General features: G+C 35.8%; 25 protein-coding genes and 1 other RNA gene. 3 read left to right on the top strand and 23 right to left on the bottom strand.

All coding sequences use genetic code 11. The annotated features are described in order from the left end of the window. Nucleotide 1: 1 nt before the first annotated feature. From ABD814_RS08280 to ABD814_RS08310, 7 genes are all read right to left on the bottom strand, one after another. Nucleotides 2-1147, bottom strand: a complete 1146-nt coding sequence (locus ABD814_RS08280; RefSeq protein WP_344912107.1) for a THUMP domain-containing class I SAM-dependent RNA methyltransferase — start codon at nucleotides 1145-1147, stop codon at nucleotides 2-4. A gap of 240 nt (nucleotides 1148-1387) precedes the next feature. Then, an RNA gene (rnpB, locus tag ABD814_RS08285) (RNase P RNA component class B) lies at nucleotides 1388-1783 on the bottom strand. A gap of 82 nt (nucleotides 1784-1865) precedes the next feature. Continuing rightward, nucleotides 1866-2162 carry a cell division regulator GpsB gene (gene gpsB / locus ABD814_RS08290; protein WP_344912109.1) on the bottom strand — a complete coding sequence of 99 codons (297 nt, stop codon included), beginning with the start codon at nucleotides 2160-2162 and terminating at the stop codon, nucleotides 1866-1868. Between the two features lie 72 nt (nucleotides 2163-2234). After that, nucleotides 2235-2792 (bottom strand): SLOG family protein, encoded by a 558-nt coding sequence (locus ABD814_RS08295; protein WP_344912111.1) that lies wholly within the window; start codon nucleotides 2790-2792, stop codon nucleotides 2235-2237. 96 nt (nucleotides 2793-2888) lie between these two features. After that, a complete protein-coding gene (locus ABD814_RS08300; protein WP_344912113.1) occupies nucleotides 2889-3182 on the bottom strand; it encodes a CotD family spore coat protein in 294 nt (97 codons plus the stop codon). Between the two features lie 100 nt (nucleotides 3183-3282). Next, nucleotides 3283-3618, bottom strand: a complete 336-nt coding sequence (locus tag ABD814_RS08305) for a DUF1798 family protein (RefSeq protein WP_344912114.1) — start codon at nucleotides 3616-3618, stop codon at nucleotides 3283-3285. A gap of 116 nt (nucleotides 3619-3734) precedes the next feature. Then, entirely contained in the window at nucleotides 3735-3917 is a 183-nt protein-coding gene (locus tag ABD814_RS08310) for a hypothetical protein (RefSeq protein WP_344912116.1), read from the bottom strand. Between the two features lie 270 nt (nucleotides 3918-4187). Between ABD814_RS08310 and recU the strand changes: the two genes are divergently transcribed. Further along, nucleotides 4188-4781, top strand: coding sequence for a Holliday junction resolvase RecU (gene recU / locus ABD814_RS08315; protein WP_344912118.1), 594 nt, complete (start codon nucleotides 4188-4190; stop codon nucleotides 4779-4781). An 18-nt stretch (nucleotides 4782-4799) separates the two neighbouring features. Beyond that, nucleotides 4800-7286 (top strand): transglycosylase domain-containing protein, encoded by a 2487-nt coding sequence (locus ABD814_RS08320; protein ID WP_344912120.1) that lies wholly within the window; start codon nucleotides 4800-4802, stop codon nucleotides 7284-7286. Nucleotides 7287-7384: 98 nt separating this feature from the next. Here ABD814_RS08320 and nth read toward each other — a convergent pair whose 3' ends face one another. The 16 genes from nth to lhaT all read right to left on the bottom strand — a co-directional run bounded on the left by nth (nucleotide 7385) and on the right by lhaT (nucleotide 22324). After that, nucleotides 7385-8047 (bottom strand): endonuclease III, encoded by a 663-nt coding sequence (nth, locus tag ABD814_RS08325; RefSeq protein ID WP_344912122.1) that lies wholly within the window; start codon nucleotides 8045-8047, stop codon nucleotides 7385-7387. A gap of 24 nt (nucleotides 8048-8071) precedes the next feature. Then, a complete protein-coding gene (locus tag ABD814_RS08330) occupies nucleotides 8072-8758 on the bottom strand; it encodes a DnaD domain-containing protein (RefSeq protein WP_344912124.1) in 687 nt (228 codons plus the stop codon). A 499-nt stretch (nucleotides 8759-9257) separates the two neighbouring features. Then, the gene (gene asnS / locus ABD814_RS08335) at nucleotides 9258-10550 is read right to left on the bottom strand and encodes an asparagine--tRNA ligase (RefSeq protein WP_344912126.1); all 1293 of its coding nucleotides are present in this window, start codon (nucleotides 10548-10550) and stop codon (nucleotides 9258-9260) included. 42 nt (nucleotides 10551-10592) lie between these two features. Then, nucleotides 10593-11777 carry a pyridoxal phosphate-dependent aminotransferase gene (locus ABD814_RS08340; RefSeq protein ID WP_344912128.1) on the bottom strand — a complete coding sequence of 395 codons (1185 nt, stop codon included), beginning with the start codon at nucleotides 11775-11777 and terminating at the stop codon, nucleotides 10593-10595. A gap of 15 nt (nucleotides 11778-11792) precedes the next feature. After that, nucleotides 11793-12323: a cell wall elongation regulator TseB-like domain-containing protein gene (locus ABD814_RS08345; protein ID WP_344912130.1), complete on the bottom strand. Its 531-nt coding sequence runs from the start codon at nucleotides 12321-12323 to the stop codon at nucleotides 11793-11795. A gap of 132 nt (nucleotides 12324-12455) precedes the next feature. Continuing rightward, nucleotides 12456-15191 (bottom strand): ATP-dependent DNA helicase DinG, encoded by a 2736-nt coding sequence (gene dinG, locus ABD814_RS08350; protein WP_344912132.1) that lies wholly within the window; start codon nucleotides 15189-15191, stop codon nucleotides 12456-12458. A gap of 41 nt (nucleotides 15192-15232) precedes the next feature. Next, entirely contained in the window at nucleotides 15233-15619 is a 387-nt protein-coding gene (panD, locus tag ABD814_RS08355; RefSeq protein WP_344912134.1) for an aspartate 1-decarboxylase, read from the bottom strand. Nucleotides 15620-15900: 281 nt separating this feature from the next. Next, nucleotides 15901-16746: a pantoate--beta-alanine ligase gene (gene panC, locus ABD814_RS08360; RefSeq protein ID WP_344912136.1), complete on the bottom strand. Its 846-nt coding sequence runs from the start codon at nucleotides 16744-16746 to the stop codon at nucleotides 15901-15903. A gap of 1 nt (nucleotide 16747) precedes the next feature. Then, nucleotides 16748-17572, bottom strand: coding sequence for a 3-methyl-2-oxobutanoate hydroxymethyltransferase (panB, locus tag ABD814_RS08365; protein ID WP_344912138.1), 825 nt, complete (start codon nucleotides 17570-17572; stop codon nucleotides 16748-16750). Between the two features lie 14 nt (nucleotides 17573-17586). Further along, nucleotides 17587-18564, bottom strand: a complete 978-nt coding sequence (locus ABD814_RS08370) for a biotin--[acetyl-CoA-carboxylase] ligase (protein WP_344912140.1) — start codon at nucleotides 18562-18564, stop codon at nucleotides 17587-17589. Then, nucleotides 18540-19745, bottom strand: a complete 1206-nt coding sequence (locus tag ABD814_RS08375; protein ID WP_344912142.1) for a CCA tRNA nucleotidyltransferase — start codon at nucleotides 19743-19745, stop codon at nucleotides 18540-18542. Before ABD814_RS08375 ends, ABD814_RS08370 begins: the two co-directional genes overlap by 25 nt. 2 nt (nucleotides 19746-19747) lie before the next feature. Further along, nucleotides 19748-20155: a methylglyoxal synthase gene (gene mgsA, locus ABD814_RS08380; RefSeq protein WP_344912144.1), complete on the bottom strand. Its 408-nt coding sequence runs from the start codon at nucleotides 20153-20155 to the stop codon at nucleotides 19748-19750. Between the two features lie 44 nt (nucleotides 20156-20199). Continuing rightward, nucleotides 20200-21003 carry a 4-hydroxy-tetrahydrodipicolinate reductase gene (gene dapB / locus ABD814_RS08385; protein WP_344912146.1) on the bottom strand — a complete coding sequence of 268 codons (804 nt, stop codon included), beginning with the start codon at nucleotides 21001-21003 and terminating at the stop codon, nucleotides 20200-20202. Nucleotide 21004: 1 nt separating this feature from the next. Next, nucleotides 21005-21352 (bottom strand): nucleotide pyrophosphohydrolase, encoded by a 348-nt coding sequence (locus ABD814_RS08390; protein ID WP_344912148.1) that lies wholly within the window; start codon nucleotides 21350-21352, stop codon nucleotides 21005-21007. 108 nt (nucleotides 21353-21460) lie between these two features. Next, the gene (locus ABD814_RS08395) at nucleotides 21461-21676 is read right to left on the bottom strand and encodes a hypothetical protein (RefSeq protein ID WP_344912150.1); all 216 of its coding nucleotides are present in this window, start codon (nucleotides 21674-21676) and stop codon (nucleotides 21461-21463) included. Nucleotides 21677-21706: 30 nt separating this feature from the next. Continuing rightward, nucleotides 21707-22324 (bottom strand): lipoprotein heptaprenylglyceryl N-acetyltransferase LhaT, encoded by a 618-nt coding sequence (gene lhaT, locus ABD814_RS08400; RefSeq protein WP_344912152.1) that lies wholly within the window; start codon nucleotides 22322-22324, stop codon nucleotides 21707-21709. Nucleotides 22325-22568: 244 nt separating this feature from the next. Between lhaT and ABD814_RS08405 the strand changes: the two genes are divergently transcribed. Further along, nucleotides 22569-22787, top strand: coding sequence for a hypothetical protein (locus tag ABD814_RS08405; protein ID WP_344912154.1), 219 nt, complete (start codon nucleotides 22569-22571; stop codon nucleotides 22785-22787). Nucleotides 22788-22809: the final 22 nt, after the last annotated feature.

The raw sequence follows: 22809 nt of genomic DNA on the forward strand, positions 1-22809 counted from the left end.
TTTAGTCATCCTTTTTAATAAATTTCCCAAAATACTGATAGTAATCGACCTTGATAAAGCCATTAAATAATTTTCGCTTTTTCGTTGCTTTTTTCCCATATAATTTTTCGAAGTCTTCGTTAGATGTTAAAATATAGTTACTCCAACTCGTGTTTTGCTTCATTGTTTGACCAAGTGTGCGATAGAGTTGTTCGACTTCTTGTTGATCACTCAAGCGTTCACCATATGGTGGATTACTAATTAAATAGCCATTATTCTTTTTTGGATGAAAATCTTGCGCGGCCATTTGCTTCCACTCTATTAAATCAGCGAGTCCAGCTTCAATCGCGTTTTGTTTAGCGATTTGGATCATTTTTGGATCGATATCCGTTCCTGTTATGTCTAGCTTTTGATCATAATTAGCAAGTTGCTCAGCTTCATCAAATGCTGCATCCCAAAGTTTTTGCTCGACAAACTGCCAGTTCTCACTAGCAAATTCACGATTAAATCCTGGTGCGATATTTTGACCGATCAAAGCTGCTTCTATTAAAATTGTTCCCGATCCACAAAATAAGTCAACTAACGGATGTTCAGGACGCCAGTTTGTTAATTGGACGAGTGATGCTGCTAAGGTTTCTTTAAGTGGTGCTTCTCCTTGTCCAACTCGATAACCACGTTTATGAAGACCTTGTCCAGATGAATCAAGTGTTAAAGTGACTTTATCTTTTAACAGCGCAACTTCAATTCGATACATTGCCCCAGTTTCAGGCATATTTGTTGCCACACCATATTTTAGTTTTAACTTCTCTGCAACAGCTTTTTTAACAATTCTTTGACAATCTGACACACTATACAATTTTGACTTAACTGATTTACCAATGACGGGGAAATCCCCATCTTCCGGTATGTAATCGTGCCAATCCAATGCTTTTGTTGCTTCAAATAATTGATCAAACGTTTTCGCTTCAAACTCACCGACGATCACTTTGACACGATCAGCAGATCTTAGCCAAAGATTACAGCGTGGTATTGCGGAAACGTCTGCTTCGAAGATTACTTTGCCATTATCGACAGTTACATCCTCATATCCAAGTGCTCGAACCTCGTTCGCAACAATCGACTCTAAACCCATCGCAGCAGTGGCTAATAATTTTACTCTATTTTTCATCAATCAACATCTCTCTTCACAAAGTTTTTAATAAAGTGAAACTTAAATAAGTGGAGGGTCCTTTACCCCCACTGATTGGGACTGCGGTTACTCGTCCCATCGAAAACATTTGTTAGTATCGCAAGGGTATGACTTAAAGACCCTTGAATCAATCAGACAGTTGCACTGCGAAAAAAAACCTTCCATCTGACTAGAATTGTCATTGGAAGGTTTATATAAACATCATAGGACCAATGAATGTTTTGTAAGCCATGTTCTGTGCTAACGTACTTATGCGGTGGTCAGCCTCGTACAGTTAGTCGTAACCATCTATCTACAAATCATTCTCACGTGATTTGTCCTTGTTTCGGTTCAATTCCCTAATCCAAGATGCCCCTACCATTATTTGGGTTGCTCGCTCGTGGGGTTTACCCGTTCCACCTAAATCGTTTCCAATTTAGCTTCGTCACTGTGGCACTTTTATGGGATCTAAGCATATCTAAATAAAAGACTTAGCTAATATCCCTGCCGTCAGTTGAATATTCAACTGCCTTGATTTATGATTTCATCAAGCACGAACACTACAAGCATCTCAGCCTGTGCGAGCATGGACTTTCCTCTATAAACATCAAGTGCTTATAGCGATTACGCAAACATTCATTTCAACGATGTCATCTTACGCTAACAACTATTATAACATATTTAGTTTGATTGAGCATTAAGCAAAAACTACCATCAATTACTCATCACTATATTTTTTTCCGAAAACTGCTTTTTCAAGATTTGAGACTCGTTTTAAAATATCATAATTCACTTGATGATTTGATGTTGTCACTCGTTTTCTTGGTTGTTCACTTCTTGATCTTAACGTTTCATTTTCTTTCATTAATTGTTCAATCGTTTGATTAAATAGTTCATAGTCTTGAATAATTGAGTCTAGAAAATGATCGACTTCCTCTTGGTTATAACCTCTCATTGCAGTTTTAAAATTTTTGTCTAAAATATCTTTAGTCGTTAATTGACTCTTAATCGCCATTATTTTTTCACCTCATATTTAACAAAACTCTGTCTTCATTTTTTCAAACTTTTAGCTAAATGTCAATCACAATTAAAGTGTTTGATCATTTTCCTGTAATTCTCTAATCATGTCATTTAAATCAAATGGAGTAATATAATAAATCGGATAGTTATTCCGTCCACTATATTCAATTGCACGTTCCATAAAGTACTTAACACTACCTGGAAATTGATCATCAACAAGCATTAAACAACAGTCGCTTTTTTCAATTAGCCAGCTATCTTTTGTAGTAAATTGATAAGGTCCTTTGTAATCATCTTGACATAACAGTGCATAATAATCGGCTTCGAGAATTAAACGTAAATATAATTCTTGGTCTTGCTCTGACCAGCGCTTTTCCTGGTTATTGAACGGTGGAATGATGGCATATTTTACTGGATATTCTTCCCTAAGTTCAGCAACAATTTCACATGTCCACAACTCGATTCCGAGCTGTCCAGAAGTTAAGATCCATTCACCGCCATTTTCAATAAAGCTAATCAGCCGCTGTTTAAGAGCATATTTTATGTAGGGTAACCGTTCGTCTTTAGCTGACCTGATATTTAATTCATATGATTTATAGCCTGTCACAGTCATTGTCTTTTCCATTGATGATACCCTTTCTGCTATTCATTGAATCTATTTTAACATATGATCTGTTGATAATAAAAAGAGCTGGTTATCATGACCAGCCCTTTTGGAGGTTTAAAATAAATTAAATCTGTTTCTTGGTGTATTAACTTGATTCATTTGATTCGCTTGAAAACATTGTGGCCAAGTTTGCCCTCCATAAACATTTGTTTGATTAACTGTTTGCCCCCACGACGTTGTTTGCGGGTAATAATGTGTGTTCTGAACTGTATGTTGATCCATGATCGTCGTGTGAGTCGGATGCACATAATTCACGTTACTAAAACTAGCTGTATTAACACACTTGTGTTTTGTCGGACAGACAACCGTTTTTACTGGCGCTTGACAATATGGTCTAGGTCTATGCATTTTTATCCCCTTTCTATACTTAATTCATAATAGCTTATGAATAAATGTCTAAGAGGTAGCGGGCTTTTAGCCATAGTATCATCATTTTTCTTAAATTAAGTTATTTTAATGAATCACAGACGTAATCGATTGCTTGAAGGAGTTCCATATAACGTTGTGGTTTAACATCAATGTAATAACTGTGTAATAAGATTAACTCAAAATTTTCTCTTGTCGATTGTACTTGTTGAGGATGAACGAGTACTTTTCTTTGCTTGACCGCATTTAACGCCTGTTTTTCCCATTCTTCAATAAGTTTAAATAATGGTTCAGTTTCTGTTTTCACTTGATTAAAAAAAACAGGATCTCTTACATCTGTTGGTGGTTCATTCGTTAAAAATTTATCTTTAAGCTGTAAGCAAGCTTGTTGCAAATCATTCGTAAGTTTTGTTAACATATTCACCTCACCTTTCATCAAAATCTTACCATGCTCAGTCAGCTAGGTAAACTAAATTATCATAATCCAAACAAAAAAGCCTGTATGTGATTACAGACTTTGAGAAAATCGTTAGCTTAAAACTGGACAGACAGTGCTAATTTGTCGTAATATTTTAAAATCTGAGCTACGTATTTTTCATGATTGGCACAAACAACATAATCTGAATTCATTGCGATCCTTTTTTCAATTTGGATTAATTGTTTGTTTAGCTGGACAATTTGCGCTTTAAATTGTTTCACTTGATCTGTATTAGACACATTAACAACTCCTTATTTCTTGTTAGCTACTGTATTTGTCTATTACAGTTTGAATTCCTGCCTCGTTGACAAAACTAGTGTGAATCTAACAAAACTAGTTTTGTTTCAACAAAGTAAATTCAGTAATTCCTATTATAGATATGAATAAAATTGTTTATAATGGTAACAGATCAACCTCTAATTCATTAGCTAAAATTAGTAGTCTAGTTTTTTAGTTTTCAAAATAGGGTGAAATCTGCTATGATATGTTTATGCGGGAGGAGATTTTTAATGAATTACCCAAATGGAAAAAAGCGTTTAATTAGAAAATATCAAAACTCAGTCAATCGCAATCAATCATTTAGTAATCGTGGAATGACATTAGAGGAAGATATTAATGCAACGAATCAATATTATTTAACTCATGATATTTGTGTCATTCATAAAAAACCAACCCCTGTCCAAATTGTTAAGGTAGATTATCCAAAACGAAGTGCAGCTGTTATTAAAGAAGCTTATTTTAAACAAGCATCAACAACTGACTACAATGGTTTATACCGAGGTCATTATCTAGACTTTGAAGCTAAAGAAACGAGAAACAAAACATCATTCCCACTTCATAACTTTCATGAACATCAAATAAAGCATATGAAAGACATCGTTAAACATGATGGGATCGCTTTTGTTATTATTCGTTTTAAAGCACATGAAAAAACATATTTTCTTGATGCAACGAAACTTTTTCCTATCTGGGATCGTCAATATCTTACTGCAGGTAGAAAATCAATTCCCCATCAATTTATTATTGACGAAGGCATTGAAATCCCAACACACTATCCTGCAATTGTTGATTATATAAAAGTAATTGATCAACTGTTTTTTTAAGAATGGAGGTCGATGTGCATGACAGATAATAGTCAGTCGCGTGTCGCAAGACGTAAAGCAGAACAAACTAAAACTAAAAATAAAGCATCAGTATGGAAAAGAATTGCCCAAGTTACAGCTGCGTTAATTGGAGTAGCCATTTTAGCTGTAATGATTGTATTTAGTTACTATATTTTCACAGCACCTAAATTAGATCACTCAAAACTAGGTGACCCGGCTTCTACAAAGGTTTACGATGGACATGGTGAGCTCTTTGCTGATCTCGGACAAGAACGACGAACTAAAATTAGTTATGAAGACTTACCCGATATTTTAGTTGATGCAGTATTAGCCACAGAGGACGTCAGGTTTTTTAGTCATTCCGGTGTTGACGTTAAACGAAGTGTTGCTGCTATATTTTCTAATATAACAAGTGGTTTCGGCGCTGAAGGTGGTAGTACAATTACTCAACAAGTTGTTAAAAGTTCGCTATTAACACCTGAGAAAAAGATGAAGCGTAAAGTTCAAGAGCAATGGTTAGCGCTCCAGTTAGATCGAGCTTATGAAAAAGAAGACATTCTTGAAATGTATTTAAATAAAATCTTTTATGGTAATCAAGCATACGGTGTTGCAACAGCAGCAGAAGCTTATTTCAGTATTACTGATTTAGACGAATTAACATTGCCACAAGCAGCATTACTTGCTGGTTTACCACAGCGTCCATCTGCTTATGATCCAACGGTAAACCCAGACTTAGCTCAAGAAAGAATGAATACAGTACTACAGTTGATGGTTAGACATGAAAAAATTACTCAAGCAGAAGCGGATGAAGCGGCCAAAGTTAAAGTTGAGGATATGCTGAATCTACCTGAAAGAACAGCTACTCCTTATCAAGCATTTCTTGATCAAGTTAGAATTGAAGTGGAAGAAAAACTGGATGCAGATATTTATAACGATGGGCTAATTATTCATACAACATTAATCCCAGAAGCACAAGAACATGTCGAGTATCTATTATCAGATAATAGCCCAATCAATTATCCTGATGAAGAATTACAATCTGGTATTGCTGTCATTGAAACAAGTACAGGTGCAATCCAAGCGATTGGCGGAGGGAGAAATCGTGAGGTTGGTGGCTTTAATATGGCGATCCAAGCTAAACGTCAACCTGGTTCCGTTATTAAACCAATTTTAAGTTTTGGACCTGCAATTGAATATTTAAACTGGTCGACATACCAACAAGTGACTAACGATGGTCCGTATGAAGTCGCTGGTAGTAAGCCTGTTACGAACTGGAATGATGAGTATGGAGGTAATGTATCTGCTCGTTATGCACTACAACGCTCACTTAATGTCCCTACTCTTCATACATTAAATGAAGTTGGGATTGGGCGAGCAACTGAGTTTGCTGAACAATTAGGTCTACCTATTCCAGCCGATGGACTAAATATTCGTGACGGTATTGGCGGGTCTAAATTAAGTGTATCTGCATTAGATATTGCCGGTGCTTATTCTGCATTTGGAAATGCTGGGATATACAACGAACCTTATTCTGTCACTAAAGTTATTTTTGGCGATGGTAGAGAAGAATCATTAAAACCTGATCCAGTCGCTGTAATGTCAGATGCGACAGCATATATGGTTACAGATATGTTGCGCTCAGTTGTCCAAAATGGTACTGGTACTGGAGCAAATATTTCTGGATTACCAATGGTCGGTAAAACTGGAACGACAGATTCTAATGTTGATTCATGGTTTGCTGGTTATACAACCAATTTTACTGTTTCAATTTGGACGGGATATACCGATTCTACAAGATCGATTCCGTCTGGTTATACGTCGATATCAAGAGATTTATTTAGACATATTATGAGTGAGATTTCTACAAATGTTGAAACTGCCGACTTTGAAATGCCAGATTCTGTTGTTCGTGTTCAAGTCGAGCGTGGGACAAATCCGTTACGATTACCAAGTGAGTATACACCAGCTTCACAAATTGTAACGGAATTGTTTAAACGTGGTTATGAACCAACTGAGCGTTCGGAGCAGTTTGATCGAATTGATCCAGTTTCGAATTTAACCGCTGAATATGATGAAGAAGCAAATCAAATTAAGATTAATTGGTCACACAATGGGGATCAAGATGTTAATTTCAAGATAAATTATAGCATTGAAGGTGGATCTAGTAGTGAATCACAAACATCTGAACCTTCATTTACGATTAGCAGTGTTGAAAGAGGTGCTACTTATGTAATCGAGGTTACTGTAGTAAGTAGTGATAATGCTGATCTAATAAGTGAAAGTAAGCGAATTGAACTTAGAATCCCAGACGAAGTGATTGAAGAACCTGAGCCAGAAGATCCAGAGCCTGAACCTGAACCTGAACCTGAGCCAGAAGATCCAGAGCCTGAGCCAGAAGACCCGGAACCTGAACCAGAGCCTGAAGATCTAGATCCTGAGCCTGAAGATCCCGTAAATCCAGAAGAACAAGATGATCCTGAAAATTCAGGTGATGAGACTGGATAAGATTGTTATTAAATAGAATATTAAAATACCCCCTGTTCATTTATCAGGGGGCATTTTAATATATTTTGATTAATCATTTAGCTCGTAATTTGAAATGATTATTTTATAATTTGATCTCTTTTTCGCATAATTTTCTTGCCTTCTCTACAAAGGCTTAATAATTCACAGTTATCACAGTCTGGTGTTCTTGCTTTACAGTGATAACGGCCAAAAAAGATTAAGCGATGGTGTGTCACACTCCACTCATCTTTTGGTACTTTACGCATTAACGTATTTTCAACTTCTAATGGAGTATCCTTCCATCTGCAAATACCCAATCGTTTTGCGACTCTTTCTACATGCGTGTCTACAGCGATAGCAGGCACACCAAATGCAACTGAAGCTACGACGTTCGCTGTTTTGCGCCCAACACCAGCAAGTGACTCTAATTCTTTGATCGTTTGTGGCACTTCACCATCAAATTCATCAAGTAATCGATGCGATAATTTCTGAATATTTTTCGCTTTATTTCTAAATAGTCCAATTGACTTAATGTCATTTTGTAGCTCTTCTAAAGGAACTGAAATATAATCCGTTGGTGTTTTGTACTTTTTAAACAATTCTTTCGTTACTTTATTGACGTGTTCATCTGTTGCTTGTGCAGATAAAACAACCGCAATTAATAACTCAAATGGGTTATCATGGACAAGTTCACAATCAGCATCTGGGAACATTTCAGCCATCACATCTAAACAATAACGAATTTGCTTTAAATTTAGCATCTTGCCTCTCCTTCATTAAAATAGTTAATCTTCATCCTCTAACCAATTATAGTAGATCGCTGGATCAACTTTAGGTCGAGAGTTTGTTTCTGGGCTTTTCTGTTGATGAAAATTCTTTGACTGCTCACGAGCCTGTTCAACTGTTTTAATCCCTTTTCGCTGCCATTCACTTAAAATCCGATCAATATATCTGAAGTTTAATTTATTCATCAAGACAGATTCTCTTAAGGCGGCTTTAATTAATACTGGCTCAATTGCTTCTTGATCGAGCCAAATATTAATCGTTTCAATCTCAAATGGTGATAATGCCCGACCAAATTCTTGTTCGAATAAAACAAATATATTCATCAATTGATCACTAGCATCTGTGCTTGTTTTCTTCTCAGGTTGTTTTTGGTAAAGTTTTTCCCACAAAGGTTCGAGTGAGTAGCGCTCATTAACAATCCCATTTTCAGTCTGATATTCGATAATCGTTAATAAATCCTTTTGAATTAATTGCCTCAACAATTGACTGCACTGCTGTTCATCAATCGTCATTAATTCAGCTAATTTAAATAGTGTGGGGAACAGAACCCCTTCTTGATTGAATCGATGGATATGTAAAATTACAATTAACTCCTGCTCATCAATCGATAGCAACTTATAATTCACAAATAATTTTTTCGGAACAGTGATCTGATCTGAAAAAAATGTTTGATATAATTCTGTCATTTTCGTCACCTCTCCCCCATTTTAACATAATTACCTATCAACGATGATTATTGTCGTTAAGTTTAATTATAACTCAACTTTCGCAGATCAAAATGTGCAAGTGAACGTTGGTATGGTAAGAAAGATGGGCTGTTCACTATCCATATTGACTTTATTTGTACACGCGGGAAATTTAATCACGGATCCTTAGTTTGAGCGTTAATTCGTTCCGAAAAGCAACAGGTTCGCTTTTCGCGGGGATGGCTTCGGGCCCGAGGAAAGCGTCCACCCAGAGTGGAAATCACGGGCCTAGCACTAACAAAATTATTCGTGTTTTGTCCTCCTAGTAAGTAATTAAGTCAAGTACTATACCGAAAAGCAATACCGCCCTTAATCAATCTAAGAGCAACATAAAAATATAACTGCGAAAGTTGAGATTATAACTTGTCGAATCTTCGAAGATAAAAATAGTATTAGTGAGTCTCAATCGCTCACTAATACTATTTACTTGTGTTATATATTAAGGGTAAAGACGATTCAATAAGCGCGGGAATGGAATTGTTTCACGAACGTGTTTCACGCCTGAAAGCCAAGCAACTGTTCTTTCTAGCCCTACACCAAAACCAGAATGTGGTACACTACCATATTTTCTAAGTTCTAAATACCACTGGTATGAATCTCCTGTTAAGTTATGTGACTGATAACGTTCTTCCATCAATTCAAAATCATCAATTCGCTGAGAACCACCAATAATTTCACCGTAACCCTCAGGTGCGATTAAATCGGCGCATAAAACAACTTCAGGTCGCTCTGGATCTGGTTTCATGTAAAACGCCTTTAGCTCCGCTGGATAATGGGTAATGAATACAGGTTTATCAAAATCCTCAGCAATTGCTGTTTCATGAGGTGCACCAAAGTCATCACCCCACTCAATATCATCAAAACCTTTTTCTTTCAAAATTTCAATTGCTTGATCATACGTAATTCGTGGGAATGGTGCCTTAATATTTTTTAGCTTATCAAGATCACGTTCTAACGTATTTAATTCTAGAGCACAATTTTTCAAGACCGATTCTGCTAAATAGCTCATATAATTTTCTTGCACTTCTAAACTTTCATCATGATCAACAAAAGCCATCTCTGGTTCCATCATCCAAAACTCAATTAAATGACGACGTGTTTTTGATTTCTCAGCTCGGAATGTTGGACCAAATGAAAATACCTTTCCAAAAGCCATTGCAGCTGCTTCCAAATACAGCTGACCACTTTGAGATAAATACGCTTCTTGGTCAAAATATTCGGTATGGAATAAATCAGTTGTTCCTTCAGCTGACGTAGCTGTTAAAATTGGTGGATCAATTTTGATAAAACCATTATCGTTAAAAAATTGATAGGTTGCTCGAATAATTTCGTTTCTAATTTTCATCACAGCATGTTGTTTCTTTGATCTTAACCATAAATGACGGTGATCCATTAAAAACTCTGTTCCGTGCTCTTTAGGCGTAATTGGATAATCAATTGCTTCATGAATCAGCTCTATGTTCTTAACTTGCATTTCAAAGCCAAATGGTGAACGGGTATCTTCAACGATCGTACCTGTGACATAAACAGATGATTCTTGAGTTAAACCTTTAGCTGTTTCAAAAACTTCCTCGTCAACCTCTGCTTTTACAACGACACCTTGGATAAAGCCCGTTCCATCACGGAGCTGTAAAAAAGCAATCTTACCACTTGATCTTTTATTAGCAAGCCAACCGCCAATCGTTACTTCTTGATTTAAATAGTCTTTTACTTGATTAATTGTTGTTTTCACAAATTCGTCCTCCAAAACATTATTCAAAAATTTAAATTGACATTATTTTTGATTATTAATTAAAAAGCGTTCAATACGCTTAATTGCTTCTGTTAATTGGTCTAGATCAGTTGCATACGACAAGCGGACATTATTTGGAGCACCAAACCCTGTTCCTGGTATGATCGCTACTTTTTCTTGGTCAAGAATAGCTGCCGAGAATTCATCAACATTGTCATAGCCAGTTTGTCTTAATGCTTCTGTTACATTCGGAAATAAATAAAATGCACCTTGTGGTTTAATACAGTTAAAACCAGGCAATTGATTTAATAATTGATGCGCAACCTCCAGTCTTTCTTTAAAAGATTTCTTCATCAACTCAATTTCATCATCATTTGCTTGGTATGCAGCCAAGGCAGCATATTGTGAGATCGTTGTTGGATTTGAGGTTGCATGCGAAGCAAAGTTTGTCATCGCCTTAATCAAGTTCGGATCACCACAAGCATAACCAATTCGCCAACCAGTCATCGCATGAGATTTTGAAACACCATTAATGACGACTGTTTGTTTCTTTAACTGATCAGATAACTGTGCGATCGAGACATGCTCTTGGTCAGAGTACGTTAGTTTTTCATAAATTTCATCTGAGACAATGATTAGATCGTGTTTTAAACAAACGTCGCCAATTGCTTTTAATTCAGCTTCTGTGTACATCATTCCAGTTGGGTTGTTTGGTGAATTAATAATAACTGCTTTTGTTTTGTTTGTAATTGCTGATTCTAATTGTTCAGGAGTTATTTTGTAATTATTTGTTTCGTCACCATCAACAATAACTGGCTCTCCATCTGCCAATTTAATTTGTTCAGTGTAACTAACCCAGTATGGACCGGGAACGATGACTTGATCGCCTTCATTTAATAAGACTTGAAACAATGTGTAGAGAGCATGTTTCGCACCAGTTGTCACGATAATTTGTTCAGGTTGATACGTTAACTGATGGTCACGTTCCATTTTATGAGTGATCGCTGTTCGTAGCTCAAGGATACCTCCAGACGGAGTGTATCTTGTTAGACCGGTTTTCATCGCCTTTTCAGCTGCGTCAATAATAAAATCTGGAGTGTTGAAATCAGGTTCACCTGCTCCTAATCCGATGACGTCATGGCCAGCATCTTTTAATGCTTTTGCTTTACCGGTGATAGCCAATGTTGAAGATGGTGTTAAAGTTTGTACTCGTTTTGATAATTTCATGTCATCACCTACTTTTTATTTAGATTTATTTGCAAATGAAATGCCACTATCATAGGCGCCTGTGTCTAAACGATAATAATCATAACTAAGACGATCACTATGATCAAGATAAACAATTTCTAATAAGGGGATTTCATTTCTAATACCATACTGAATTTGATAAATATCTTGATAACTTGTCTTTGACTCCCAATCAGCTAAAATCACATCATCGGAAATCAATTCTGCTTGAGAATAAACAATTAAATCCGCTGTTTCATCTGCTTGATCAACAAATATAAGTAATGCTTCTTGATTATTTGTTTCTCCTTCTACAACATGGTAATGTACGTTTCCATGGTAGCTAGATATATTGTGAATTGAATTTAATGTTAACTCCTCATTGACCCGTGCTTCTGTTACTTGAAAATTTTCTGTTTTTGTCTCACTAATATGTTGATAAAGGTAAATTGAATAGCCAATTAATCCGATAACTATAACTGTCAGAAGCCCAAGAAAAAGTTTTAGTCGACTAATTTTGATCGATTGAACCAAATTTGTTTTCATTTGCTGTCAAACTCTTTTCTTTTGAAAAATAATGGATCTTTTCAGTACATCATAATAATTCACATTTCATTATACCAGTTTTTTTGTTGATCGCCGAAAATTTCTCTCTTAATCAACAAAAAAATCGGATCTTTAAAGAAAGTGATTGATTGAGTCTAGTAATTCATTTGTCCGTCGATGGAAAATTGGAACGCTAGGAATGGAGTCAATAAATGCTTTTCCATATGTCTTTGTCATGATCCGCTCATCACAAACAACGATAATCCCACGATCAGATTTAGAGCGAATTAAACGCCCGAAGCCTTGTTTAAATCGGATAACAGCACTAGGTAGTGAATGTGTTGAAAATGGATTATTCCCAGCTTCGGTAATTCGATCATGTTTTTGTTTAACAACTGGATGGTTTGGTGAATCAAATGGTAAACGAACAATCACTACCGCTGATATGTCATCGCCTGGAATATCTAAACCTTCCCAGAAAGCATTTGTGCCTAATAAGATCGAGCGTTCAAAGTTTTGAAAATTCTTCTTTAGACGCTCATGACTACCACTTGTAATCCCTTGAGCAATTAATAAATATTGATCATCAAATAGCTCTCGCAACAAATAATAAGCCTTACTTAGCATATCATAAGAATTAAATAAAATAAGCATGCGCCCACTTGTTAAATCAGCCATCGTAAAGATCAGTTCACATGTTGCCTCAATGAATGGATCAAGATCATCAAATTTTGCTATTGGAAAATCATTTGGTATTAATAACTGAACTTGATCTTTAAAGTCGTATGGTGAAGGAATTTTACGCTCAATTAGATTGAGTTTTGTTAATCCTAATTCATTCTTAATAAAATTGAAGTTGCCAGACACCGATAATGATGCACTTGTAAAAATAATACTATCCAATTTCTCAACTAAATGATCATTAACGATTTGATCAATATATAGTGGCTGCTGATATAAATAAACCACTTTTTGGGTACCTAATCGATCTGTTTCAACCCATTTGACATTCGTTTGAAATGAGCTTGAGCTAAAGAAGTTGCTTATTCTCTGTTTTAGTTCAGCTAATTCCTCGCTAAAGATAACTTTTTTCATTTGATTAAAGTCTGTAAAATTGAGCTGATCAAGTTGACGGATTAGATCGTATAACGCAAATTCTAATCGCTCTGCCATTTCAGCTACTACAAGCCAATCTGAATGATCCTGCTCTTCAATTAAAATTTGTGCGCGTCCAAGATCATTTTTGCTCATATTTCTTCGACGGTTTTTATTGACAAAATGATATAGATAATTAAATAACAAATCGTTTTCTTCGATTGCTACAGAAGTGAATTTTTGCAAATTGTTTCTTAGCATCCGATCAGAAATTGATGTTAATTCAATAAATTGATCAATCGCTTTAAGTTTTTTATGAAGCATGACAGAGTTGAGTTGCAATCCAAACTGACTGGCTACAACATCTTCTAAATGATGGGCTTCATCGATAATTAATTTTTCATGCAAGTTCAACAAACCATGTTCTCGTTGCATTGAATCAGCCAATAATGAATGATTAACAATTAATAGATCAGCTGTTTCAGCCGCTTTTTGTGCTGTCTGATAATAAATATTTTCAACACTATGGTAAGTTTGTGCCGTAGACGAATCATGACTAGCAGAAACACGCTTAAATAATTGACTCCCGCTAGATGGAAGTTGGATTTCATCAATATCACCAGAATTTGTTTCAGTTAACCAAACGAGAATAATTGCTTTTGTTAAAACTTGATCATAGTTATAGCTCTCTTCATGTAATGCTTGACTAAATTTAGCAAGATTTAAATAATGATTTTTCCCTTTTAATATGGCAACATGACAGTCAAAAGGTAGCGCTTTTTTCAACTGGCTCCACTCTTGGTTAAGTAACTGCTCCTGTAATTGAATTAAGTATGTACTGATCAAAACTTTTTCATTATGTTGGACAGCTTGAAAACAGGCAGCAATAAGATAGGCTAATGTTTTTCCTGTTCCAGTTCCTGCTTCAATTAAAGCATGTTGTTCACTTTGAAAAGCATGATAGATTGCTTCTGCCATTTCCCTTTGTCCAGGTCGTTCTTCATAATTAGGAATCAGATTTTGGAGCTTAGATTGATCATTAAATAGTTGATCTAAATAGTTACCAAATGAGATGCTTTGTTTCTTAATCGATGTCTCAATTTTATCAATTGGTTTATATGCGAGATGATAAGCATAACTAAATTGGTCATTTAAATTTGTATTTTGCTTTGTTTCTTCTACTTGCTGTAGTAAAATCATTTTTAATTGACTTTTCAAGTCTGGCGCTAATCTTGATAATTGCTTAATTGTTGCTAACGGTAGCGTCTTTAACTTAGCTAATAAATAATCAAGTAATTTTGTAGTCACAAGAGCATCTGATAAAGCGCGGTGCGGATCATCATGAGTAATATTCAACCAATCTGCTAAATGCCCCAATTTAAAGCTAGGTGCTTGAGGCAATAAAATTCGACTTAGCTCAACAGTATCAATAATTGGTTGTGTAATTGGCGAGAGGCCAGCTTGCTTCAGCTCATAATTTAAAAAACCTAGATCAAACGGTACATTATGTGCAACGAAATAGACATCCTCAAAATGCTGATGAATCTCATGTGCAAGCTCAGCAAAAACCGGTTGACCAGTAACCATATCGTTTGTTATACCGGTTAAATAGCTGATGAATCTCGAAATGTGTTGATTTGGATTGACGAGTTGGCTATATTGTTTGATGACTTCTCCATCTCGATAGATTACTATCGCAATTTCAATAATTCGATCACCTTTATTAGCCGAATTACCAGTGGTCTCTAAGTCTACAACAGCAAATGTATTCATCAAATCAGCTCCATCTTAAAATCAAAAAATATAAAATATCATTAACAATCTTTAGTCAATGGTGGTTCTTGTTCAAGCATTTTAGTGATTTCATTATTTTCATTGACTAACGCAACTTTTGGTTTAAATGTTGTTAATTCTGAATTTGAGATTAGTCCATAAGAAATAATAATAACGATGTCATCAACTTGAACGAGTCTGGCTGCAGCACCGTTTAAGCAGATCACTCCACTTCCTCTTTCACCTGGAATAACATATGTTTCAAATCTGGCGCCATTATTATTGTTAACGATTTGGACTTTTTCGTGTGGTAAAATGTCCGTTGCATCTAGTAGATCTTGGTCAATCGTTATGCTTCCGACATAATTTAAATTTGCTTCAGTTACACGTGCTTTATGGATTTTAGACTTCATCATCGTCCGAAACATAAACATAACCCCTTTTCCTAATTATTCATACGAGAGGTCGTCATCTGAAGACACTTCGCGTTCCGCGGGGATGGCCTCAGCTAACTTTTGTAGCAAAAATCGCTACAAAAGTGGATCTTCGGCTCATCCGATTCCCGCTGGAGTCTTCGTGTCTTCAGATGACTATGCATTATTTTGTTCACTTTTTAAGTGAGTGCGTACATATAAACGAAAAGCATTTAGTTAGGCATTACCACTTACTTTGTGATAAACCATGGATAATTCAGGTTTAAATCAGTTTATCAAATATTAAAGATAATGTTGTCGATGAGTCGGGCTTTTTTAAATTGAACGGCAAGAGCGATAATGACTTGATGATCTGTTGCACGAATCGGCTCTAAGTTCGGAAAACTTAACAGCTCAACATAGTCCACTTTACCAGAAGTACGCTCGTTTAAAAAGCGACTAATCTCTTCTTCTATCTTATCAGCTGAGCGCTCACCGTCAATCATTACTTGTTTACCATGAACGAGGGCTTGGTATAAAGCTGGAGCCTCTTTTCGTTCTGAGTCTGATAAATTAACATTCCGACTACTTTTAGCTAAGCCATCATCTTCTCTCACTGTCGGAATCATTCGAAGTTTAATTGGGAAATTTAGATCAGTAATTAATAAGTCAACTATCGCAATTTGTTGGGCATCCTTGTTCCCAAAATAAGCGAAATCCGACTGCACAAGATGAAATAATTTTGTTAAAACTGTTAGCACACCAGAAAAGTGACCTGGACGGCTTCTGTCACACAAAACACCAATTCGTTGAGTCACTGTCATCGAGACCCCAATTGACTCTGGATACATTTCATTAACTTCAGGAATAAAAACATAGTCAACACCATGTTTGCGTGCCAGTTGTAGATCATTTGCTTCATTACGTGGATATTGATCAAAATCCTCATTTTCTCCAAATTGAAGCGGATTAACAAAAATACTTAAGATAACTTGATCTGTTTCTGCTCTAGCAGCTTCAACTAACGCCAAATGGCCTTCGTGTAAAAAACCCATCGTTGGCACAAAACCAATTGTTTGCTGATCATTTTTAATCGTTGATATAACTTGTTTAAGTTCTGTAATTGAACGAATAATTTCCATTTTATTCACCTAGCTTTGTTTCAGGATTAAGTGCATAAGTATGTTCATCTGCCGGGAATATCTCTTGCTTAACTTCGTCAATATAGCTTTTCACTGCACCAACTGTAGTTTGATTCAAATTGGCATATGTTTTAACAAACCTTGGTAATCGGTCAACCCCGTATAACAATAAATCATGATAGACTAACACTTGTCCATCACAGTCAACACCAGCGCCAATTCCTATCGTTGGAATCGTTAGTTGTTTAGTGATAACTGAGGCTAGTTCGCTCGGGATTCCTTCTAAAACACAGCTAATTGCTCCTGCCTGCTCGACTGCACGTGCCTCTTTGATCAAGCGTTCTGCATTTGCTTGATCTTTGCCTTGAACTTTAAAACCACCAAGCACATTTACCGACTGTGGTGTTAAGCCGATATGAGCAACAACTGGTATGCCAGCTTCTGTTAATTTCTCAATCACAGTGATGATTGTTTTTGATCCACCCTCGACTTTCAAAGCTTGTGCACCAGTTTCTTGAAACACACGCTTCGCATTTGTTAACGTCTCTTCTAGAGAAATGTGATAAGACATAAATGGTAGATCAACAACAATAAAAGTATCTTTAGCGCCCCTGCGAACTGCTTTACCATGATGAATCATGTCATCAAGCGTTACATTTACAGTGGAATCATAACCTAAGACTACCATTCCCAATGAATCACCAACTAAAATCATATCAATATTAGCAGCTTGACTTAATTTTGCGGAAGGATAATCATAGGCGGTCACCATCGTTATCTTATCGTTACTTTCCTTCATTTTTATAAAATCAAACTTTGTTTTCATGATTAAAACCTCCATTAGAACCAGTTAATATCAGCTGAATAAAGTTTTTCTCTTTTTTGTTGATCATCCTCAACTATTAAACAGCCATCGTCACTCAAGTCAACAAATATTCCTGTTTTTTCAACACCATTAACTTTAAAGCACAATTGTTCACCTAGTCGGTATGCTGATTCAAGCCATTTTTGTTTAATTGGAGCAAATCCTTCTGTTAAATAAATCTGATACAATGATTCGAAATGACTTAAGAACAATTGAATCAATTCAGTTTTTGAAAAGGTTTGATTTGTTTCAATTTTCAGAGATGTTGCTTGATAGGTTTGCATTTCAGTCAACTGAAAATTAATTTGGTTAACATTTAATCCAATCCCTATGACGGCATAGTGAATATGATCATGTTCTCCTTGTGCTTGTGTTAAAATGCCGGCAACTTTTTTCTGATCAATTAATAGATCATTTGGCCACTTTATCTTTGGCTTTAATTCCGTGATAGCTTCAATCACTTTTACTAGAACAGTTGCCGTTAATAGCGTAAGTTGAGGCGCTTGAGCAGGAATTAAATTCGGTCTTAATACAAAACTTAACCAAATCCCATCATCATTATTCGAATCCCACTCGCGCATCCGCCTTCCTTTTCCTGCAGTTTGTTTATCACTAATGATCACTAATCCTTGTTCACAGCCCTCTTGAGCACGCTTTAAAGCAAGTGTCTGAGTCGAGTCAATCATCTGATAATGTTCAATTTGCTTACCAAGCCATTCTGTAGGCAACCCCCAATAAATCGTGTTTTCACTCACTTTATCTGGTTGATGAATTAAACGATAACCTTTGTTCGGTATTGATTCAAATCGATAACCATCTTCTTCAAGTTGCTTTATCTGTTTCCAAACTGCAGTTCGCGAAACGATTAGTTGTTCTGATAACCATTGACCAGAAACAAATGTATTTGAGTGCCTCGATAGTAAAGCAATTAATTTTTCTCGGGTGGATGACACGATAAAATCCACTCCTTTATTTTTTCAAAATCATTTTCTAGTTTTCCAGCAATAATCTTTTGTTCAATCAATTCTAAATAACTTCTAATCCAATTGCCTCTTGCTTTATTTGGATATAACAACTGTAAATCATGACCGTTAATTTTGATATCACGGCGATTTTTGATTGGTAGTTGGCTTCTGATTTCATTAATCTTTTTAAGATCAATTACTTGACCTAAGACTCGATTAACCATTGAAATAAATCGTTGATCATACACTTCAGGTAATTGATATATAAGTGATCGAGTTAAGTTTTCCTGCTGGAAAAGTTTAACGAGATGAACGAGTAATTCACCGGTATATTTAACCTTATTCGATAATTTATAAGCTTTACACCATTGATGAATCGCTATTTTTTCATTACTCATAAGTGTTAAGTATGAAAAGAGATCAATCAATTCAACAATCGGTTGTTGAATTTGGCTGACGTGATCAATTAAAGACGGATTCGATTTAAAGATTGGTAAGTGACCAAATAAATTTGCTTCATAGAAATAATTAAGGGCTGATTTAACTGCATCCCCTTGAAACAGTTTTTCAAGCTCAATCGCAACTCTTTCTATCGATAACTTTTCAATTAATCCTGCATGATTTCTAATTTCATGCCATGTCACTGGATCGAGCTTAAATTGCAATTGACTCACAAATCGGATTGCACGTAGCATTCTTAGCGGATCTTCAGTAAAACGTTGAACTGGATCACCGACTGCACGAATCATTTTATTCTCCAGATCTTCTTGTCCGTTAAATGGATCAACAAATCGACCATCCTCAGTCATTGCAATTGCGTTAATTGTAAAATCACGTCTTGATAAATCAGCAGTAATTGAATCAACAAAACTGACCTGATCAGGTCGTCGAAAGTCTGAATAGCCTTTTTCTGCTCTAAAAGTCGTTACTTCATAGGACTCTTTTTGATAACGAACGATGACTGTGCCATGCTCAATTCCAACCGGTATCACTTGTTTGAAAATCTCTTGTATCTGTTGAGGTGTTGCCGAACTTGCAAGATCAATATCATTGACTTCCTTAGCTAATAAATAATCACGAACAGCTCCACCAACAATATAAGCTTTAAAGCCTGCTTTTTTAATCGTTTCAATTATTTCAAAAGCAGGTTTGAAAATATCTGTAGTCATTATCAATCTTCATTTTCACGGACTAGATTTCGCCAATCGAAAAAGCCAGCTTTTAAAGCTCGAATCATCACTTCTGCACCAGCAAGATTTGTCACAAGTGGAATTTGATAGACGTCACATAGTCGCATCAATGCACTGATATCTGGTTCATGTGGTTGAGCTGTCAGAGGATCTCTAAAAAAGATCACTAAATCCATTTTATTTTCAGCTATTTTCGCACCAATTTGTTGATCGCCACCTAGTGGTCCTGATTCAAATCGAAAAACGTTTAAACCTGTCGCTTCTTCAATTTTCTTCCCCGTTGTTCCTGTCGCAAATAGATCATGTTTTTCTAAAATGTGTTGGTATGATGTTGCAAATTGAATCATTGCTTCTTTCTTTTCGTCGTGTGCAATTAATGAAATTTTCATACAGGTTAATCTCCCTTTACTCGTATAATTTTATTTTATCCTTCTTAGTCTAACATTAAATGTTCTAAACCATAAATTAATTCTGACAAATCAACGACTTGTTCAACTGCAAAACGGATACCTGACATAAATGATTCGCGATGAAATGAATCGTGCTTGATCGTTAAGTTTTCACCTGGACCTGCAAAGGTAACTTCTTGATGGGCAACTAAGCCTGGTAAACGGACACTGTGAATTTTCATTCCATCAAAGTCAGCACCTCTTGCACCTTTGATTAACTCTTCTTCATCTGGATGACCCTGTTGTTTTGCTTGACGTGTTTCTTGAATTAATTCAGCAGTTTTTATTGCAGTACCTGATGGCGCGTCCACCTTTTGATCATGATGTTTTTCAATAATTTCAACATCAGGGAAAAATTTTGCTGCCATTCTTGAAAATTGCATCATTAGAACAGCGCCCATTGCGAAGTTGGGTGCGATGATACCGCCGACCTGTTTTTCTTTAGCTAGTTTTGTTAGCTCTTCAAGTTGTTCAGCAGTAAAACCTGTCGTACCAACAACTGGTCGCACCCCGTTCAACAGAGCTGCTTTTGTATGTTGATAACCGACTTTTGGACTTGTGAGATCGATTAACACGTCAGCATCGACGGCCTCTAAGCATTGATTAATGTCATGATAAAAAAGGGCATCTAAATTTGGTAATCCTTCGATTTCACTAACTTTTTTACCAGTATGTTTTAGATCAACACAGCCAACTAAATTTAGATATTCTTCCTTTTCAATCATCCGTAGTGCTTCGCTACCCATTTTGCCACTTGCACCTGCAACTACTATATTTATTTGGTTCATATTATTCACGCTCCAGTTCTTTTTTTGTCCAACGGTTTTTGTCTCGTGTTTCAATTTTAGTCATTGAATGTTCAAACGCCTCAGCTAAATCGATGTTCAATGAGTTTGCAAATGTAATCATCACAAACAATAAATCTCCTAGTTCATTATCAATTGAATTTTCCGCTTCAGTTGCTTTTTTTGGCTTTTCACCATAGTAATGATTCACCTCCCGAGCAAGCTCGCCTACTTCTTCTGTAAATCTGGCAATCATTGCGAGTGGACTAAAATAACCCTCTTCAAATTGTGATATGTATTGATCAACTCTTTTTTGAAGTTGCTTAATATCTGTTTCAATTGAACGTGTCATTGGCTATCCTCACTTTTTCTTGAAAATTTTGATCAATTAAATAAATCCCATACCTATTATAACGATCATTTAAATTATTGTACAAAAAAAGACAAGGTCTGACAAACATCAGCCCCTGTCTTGTGATTTATTATCTTTTATCTGGTCACTTTCTTTTTGTGCTGTTACTTGATTTTTTCTCATTAGTTTAACTAAGACGTAGCTCAAGCAAGTGAATATAATTAGAAAGACGATCAATGCAACGTTGCGAAACTCGATACCATTAAAAGTTGAATTTAACGAGAGATTACTTTTCAACAGTAGAATAAGCAGTTGTTCAAGCATTTGAATGGCCTCCCATCCTTTTGCTATAGCTTATTCAAACAGGTTTAAAGTCGTGCTTTGCTCGTATTTAAATGTTACTTTTTCTTTAATTACTAATAAATAAGCCAAACCAAGTGAGACAACGCTGAGCCAAAATGTGAAATAGCCGATTTCATTCATATATTGGTCTAGTGCACCATAATGTGGCATCATCTCAAAAACATAATCAATCATGTCATTATGAATTGTCCATAATCCGGCAAAAACTAAATGTCTCAGTTTGAAGCGATAAAATGGTGCATAGAGAATTCCTTGCACAGCCATTGCTCCATGAGAGGCAATTAACATATATGCTTGTGGTGATAATGAACCGTTCATCATCAATGTAAGTAAGTTCATTACGACAGCCCAGATCCCGTATTTAAACAATGTTACCATTGCTAGTGCCTCAATATATGGAACCTGTCGCCCAAAGATGTAGAAAGCTAAAAAGATGGTAAAAAACAAACTTGCCGTAGGGCTGTCTGGAACGAACGGCAAGAAGATCGCTGGTGTTCGAGAAAGCTGTCCTTCATACCAAAAATAGCCGTAAATCGTCCCCACTAAATTAATTATAAATAACAAGATCAGGAATGATCGATTTCTTAAAATAGTATAAATCCAATTCATCATAAATGTCCTTTCAATCATGTTTAGCTAATTTTAGATTAATAGTCGTCTGTTCATGTCTCATTATCATACATTTTAATCAGGTCATAATCAACAATTATTAGCTTTCATATATTCTGAAAATTTAAATTTTATCGTGCTATAGGATGCATAATTTGGTATGATGAAATTAAATTTTAAATTTGAATCGTAACAGTCTAGAAAATTTAAAGAGAATTTATCGTAAAGGAGCGTGAATGGAATAATGAATTCTGAACAACGGCAAAAAATGATTGAGGAAGAATTGAATGAACTTGTCAAAAATGATTTAATTAGTCAGCAAGTTTATCAACATGTGATGATGGCTTACAAAAAACATCATCAAATTTCAAAACAGTCAGTTGAGCAAAAAACACAACAACAAGTCATTCAGAACCTGTCCAATCACAAGAAAAACCTCAAGCGACTAAAGTTGATGTCTTGAGAAAAGCAAAGCAAGCCCAACC

This window comes from Amphibacillus indicireducens (genome assembly GCF_039539605.1).
Taxonomy (GTDB): domain Bacteria; phylum Bacillota; class Bacilli; order Bacillales; family Amphibacillaceae; genus Amphibacillus; species Amphibacillus indicireducens.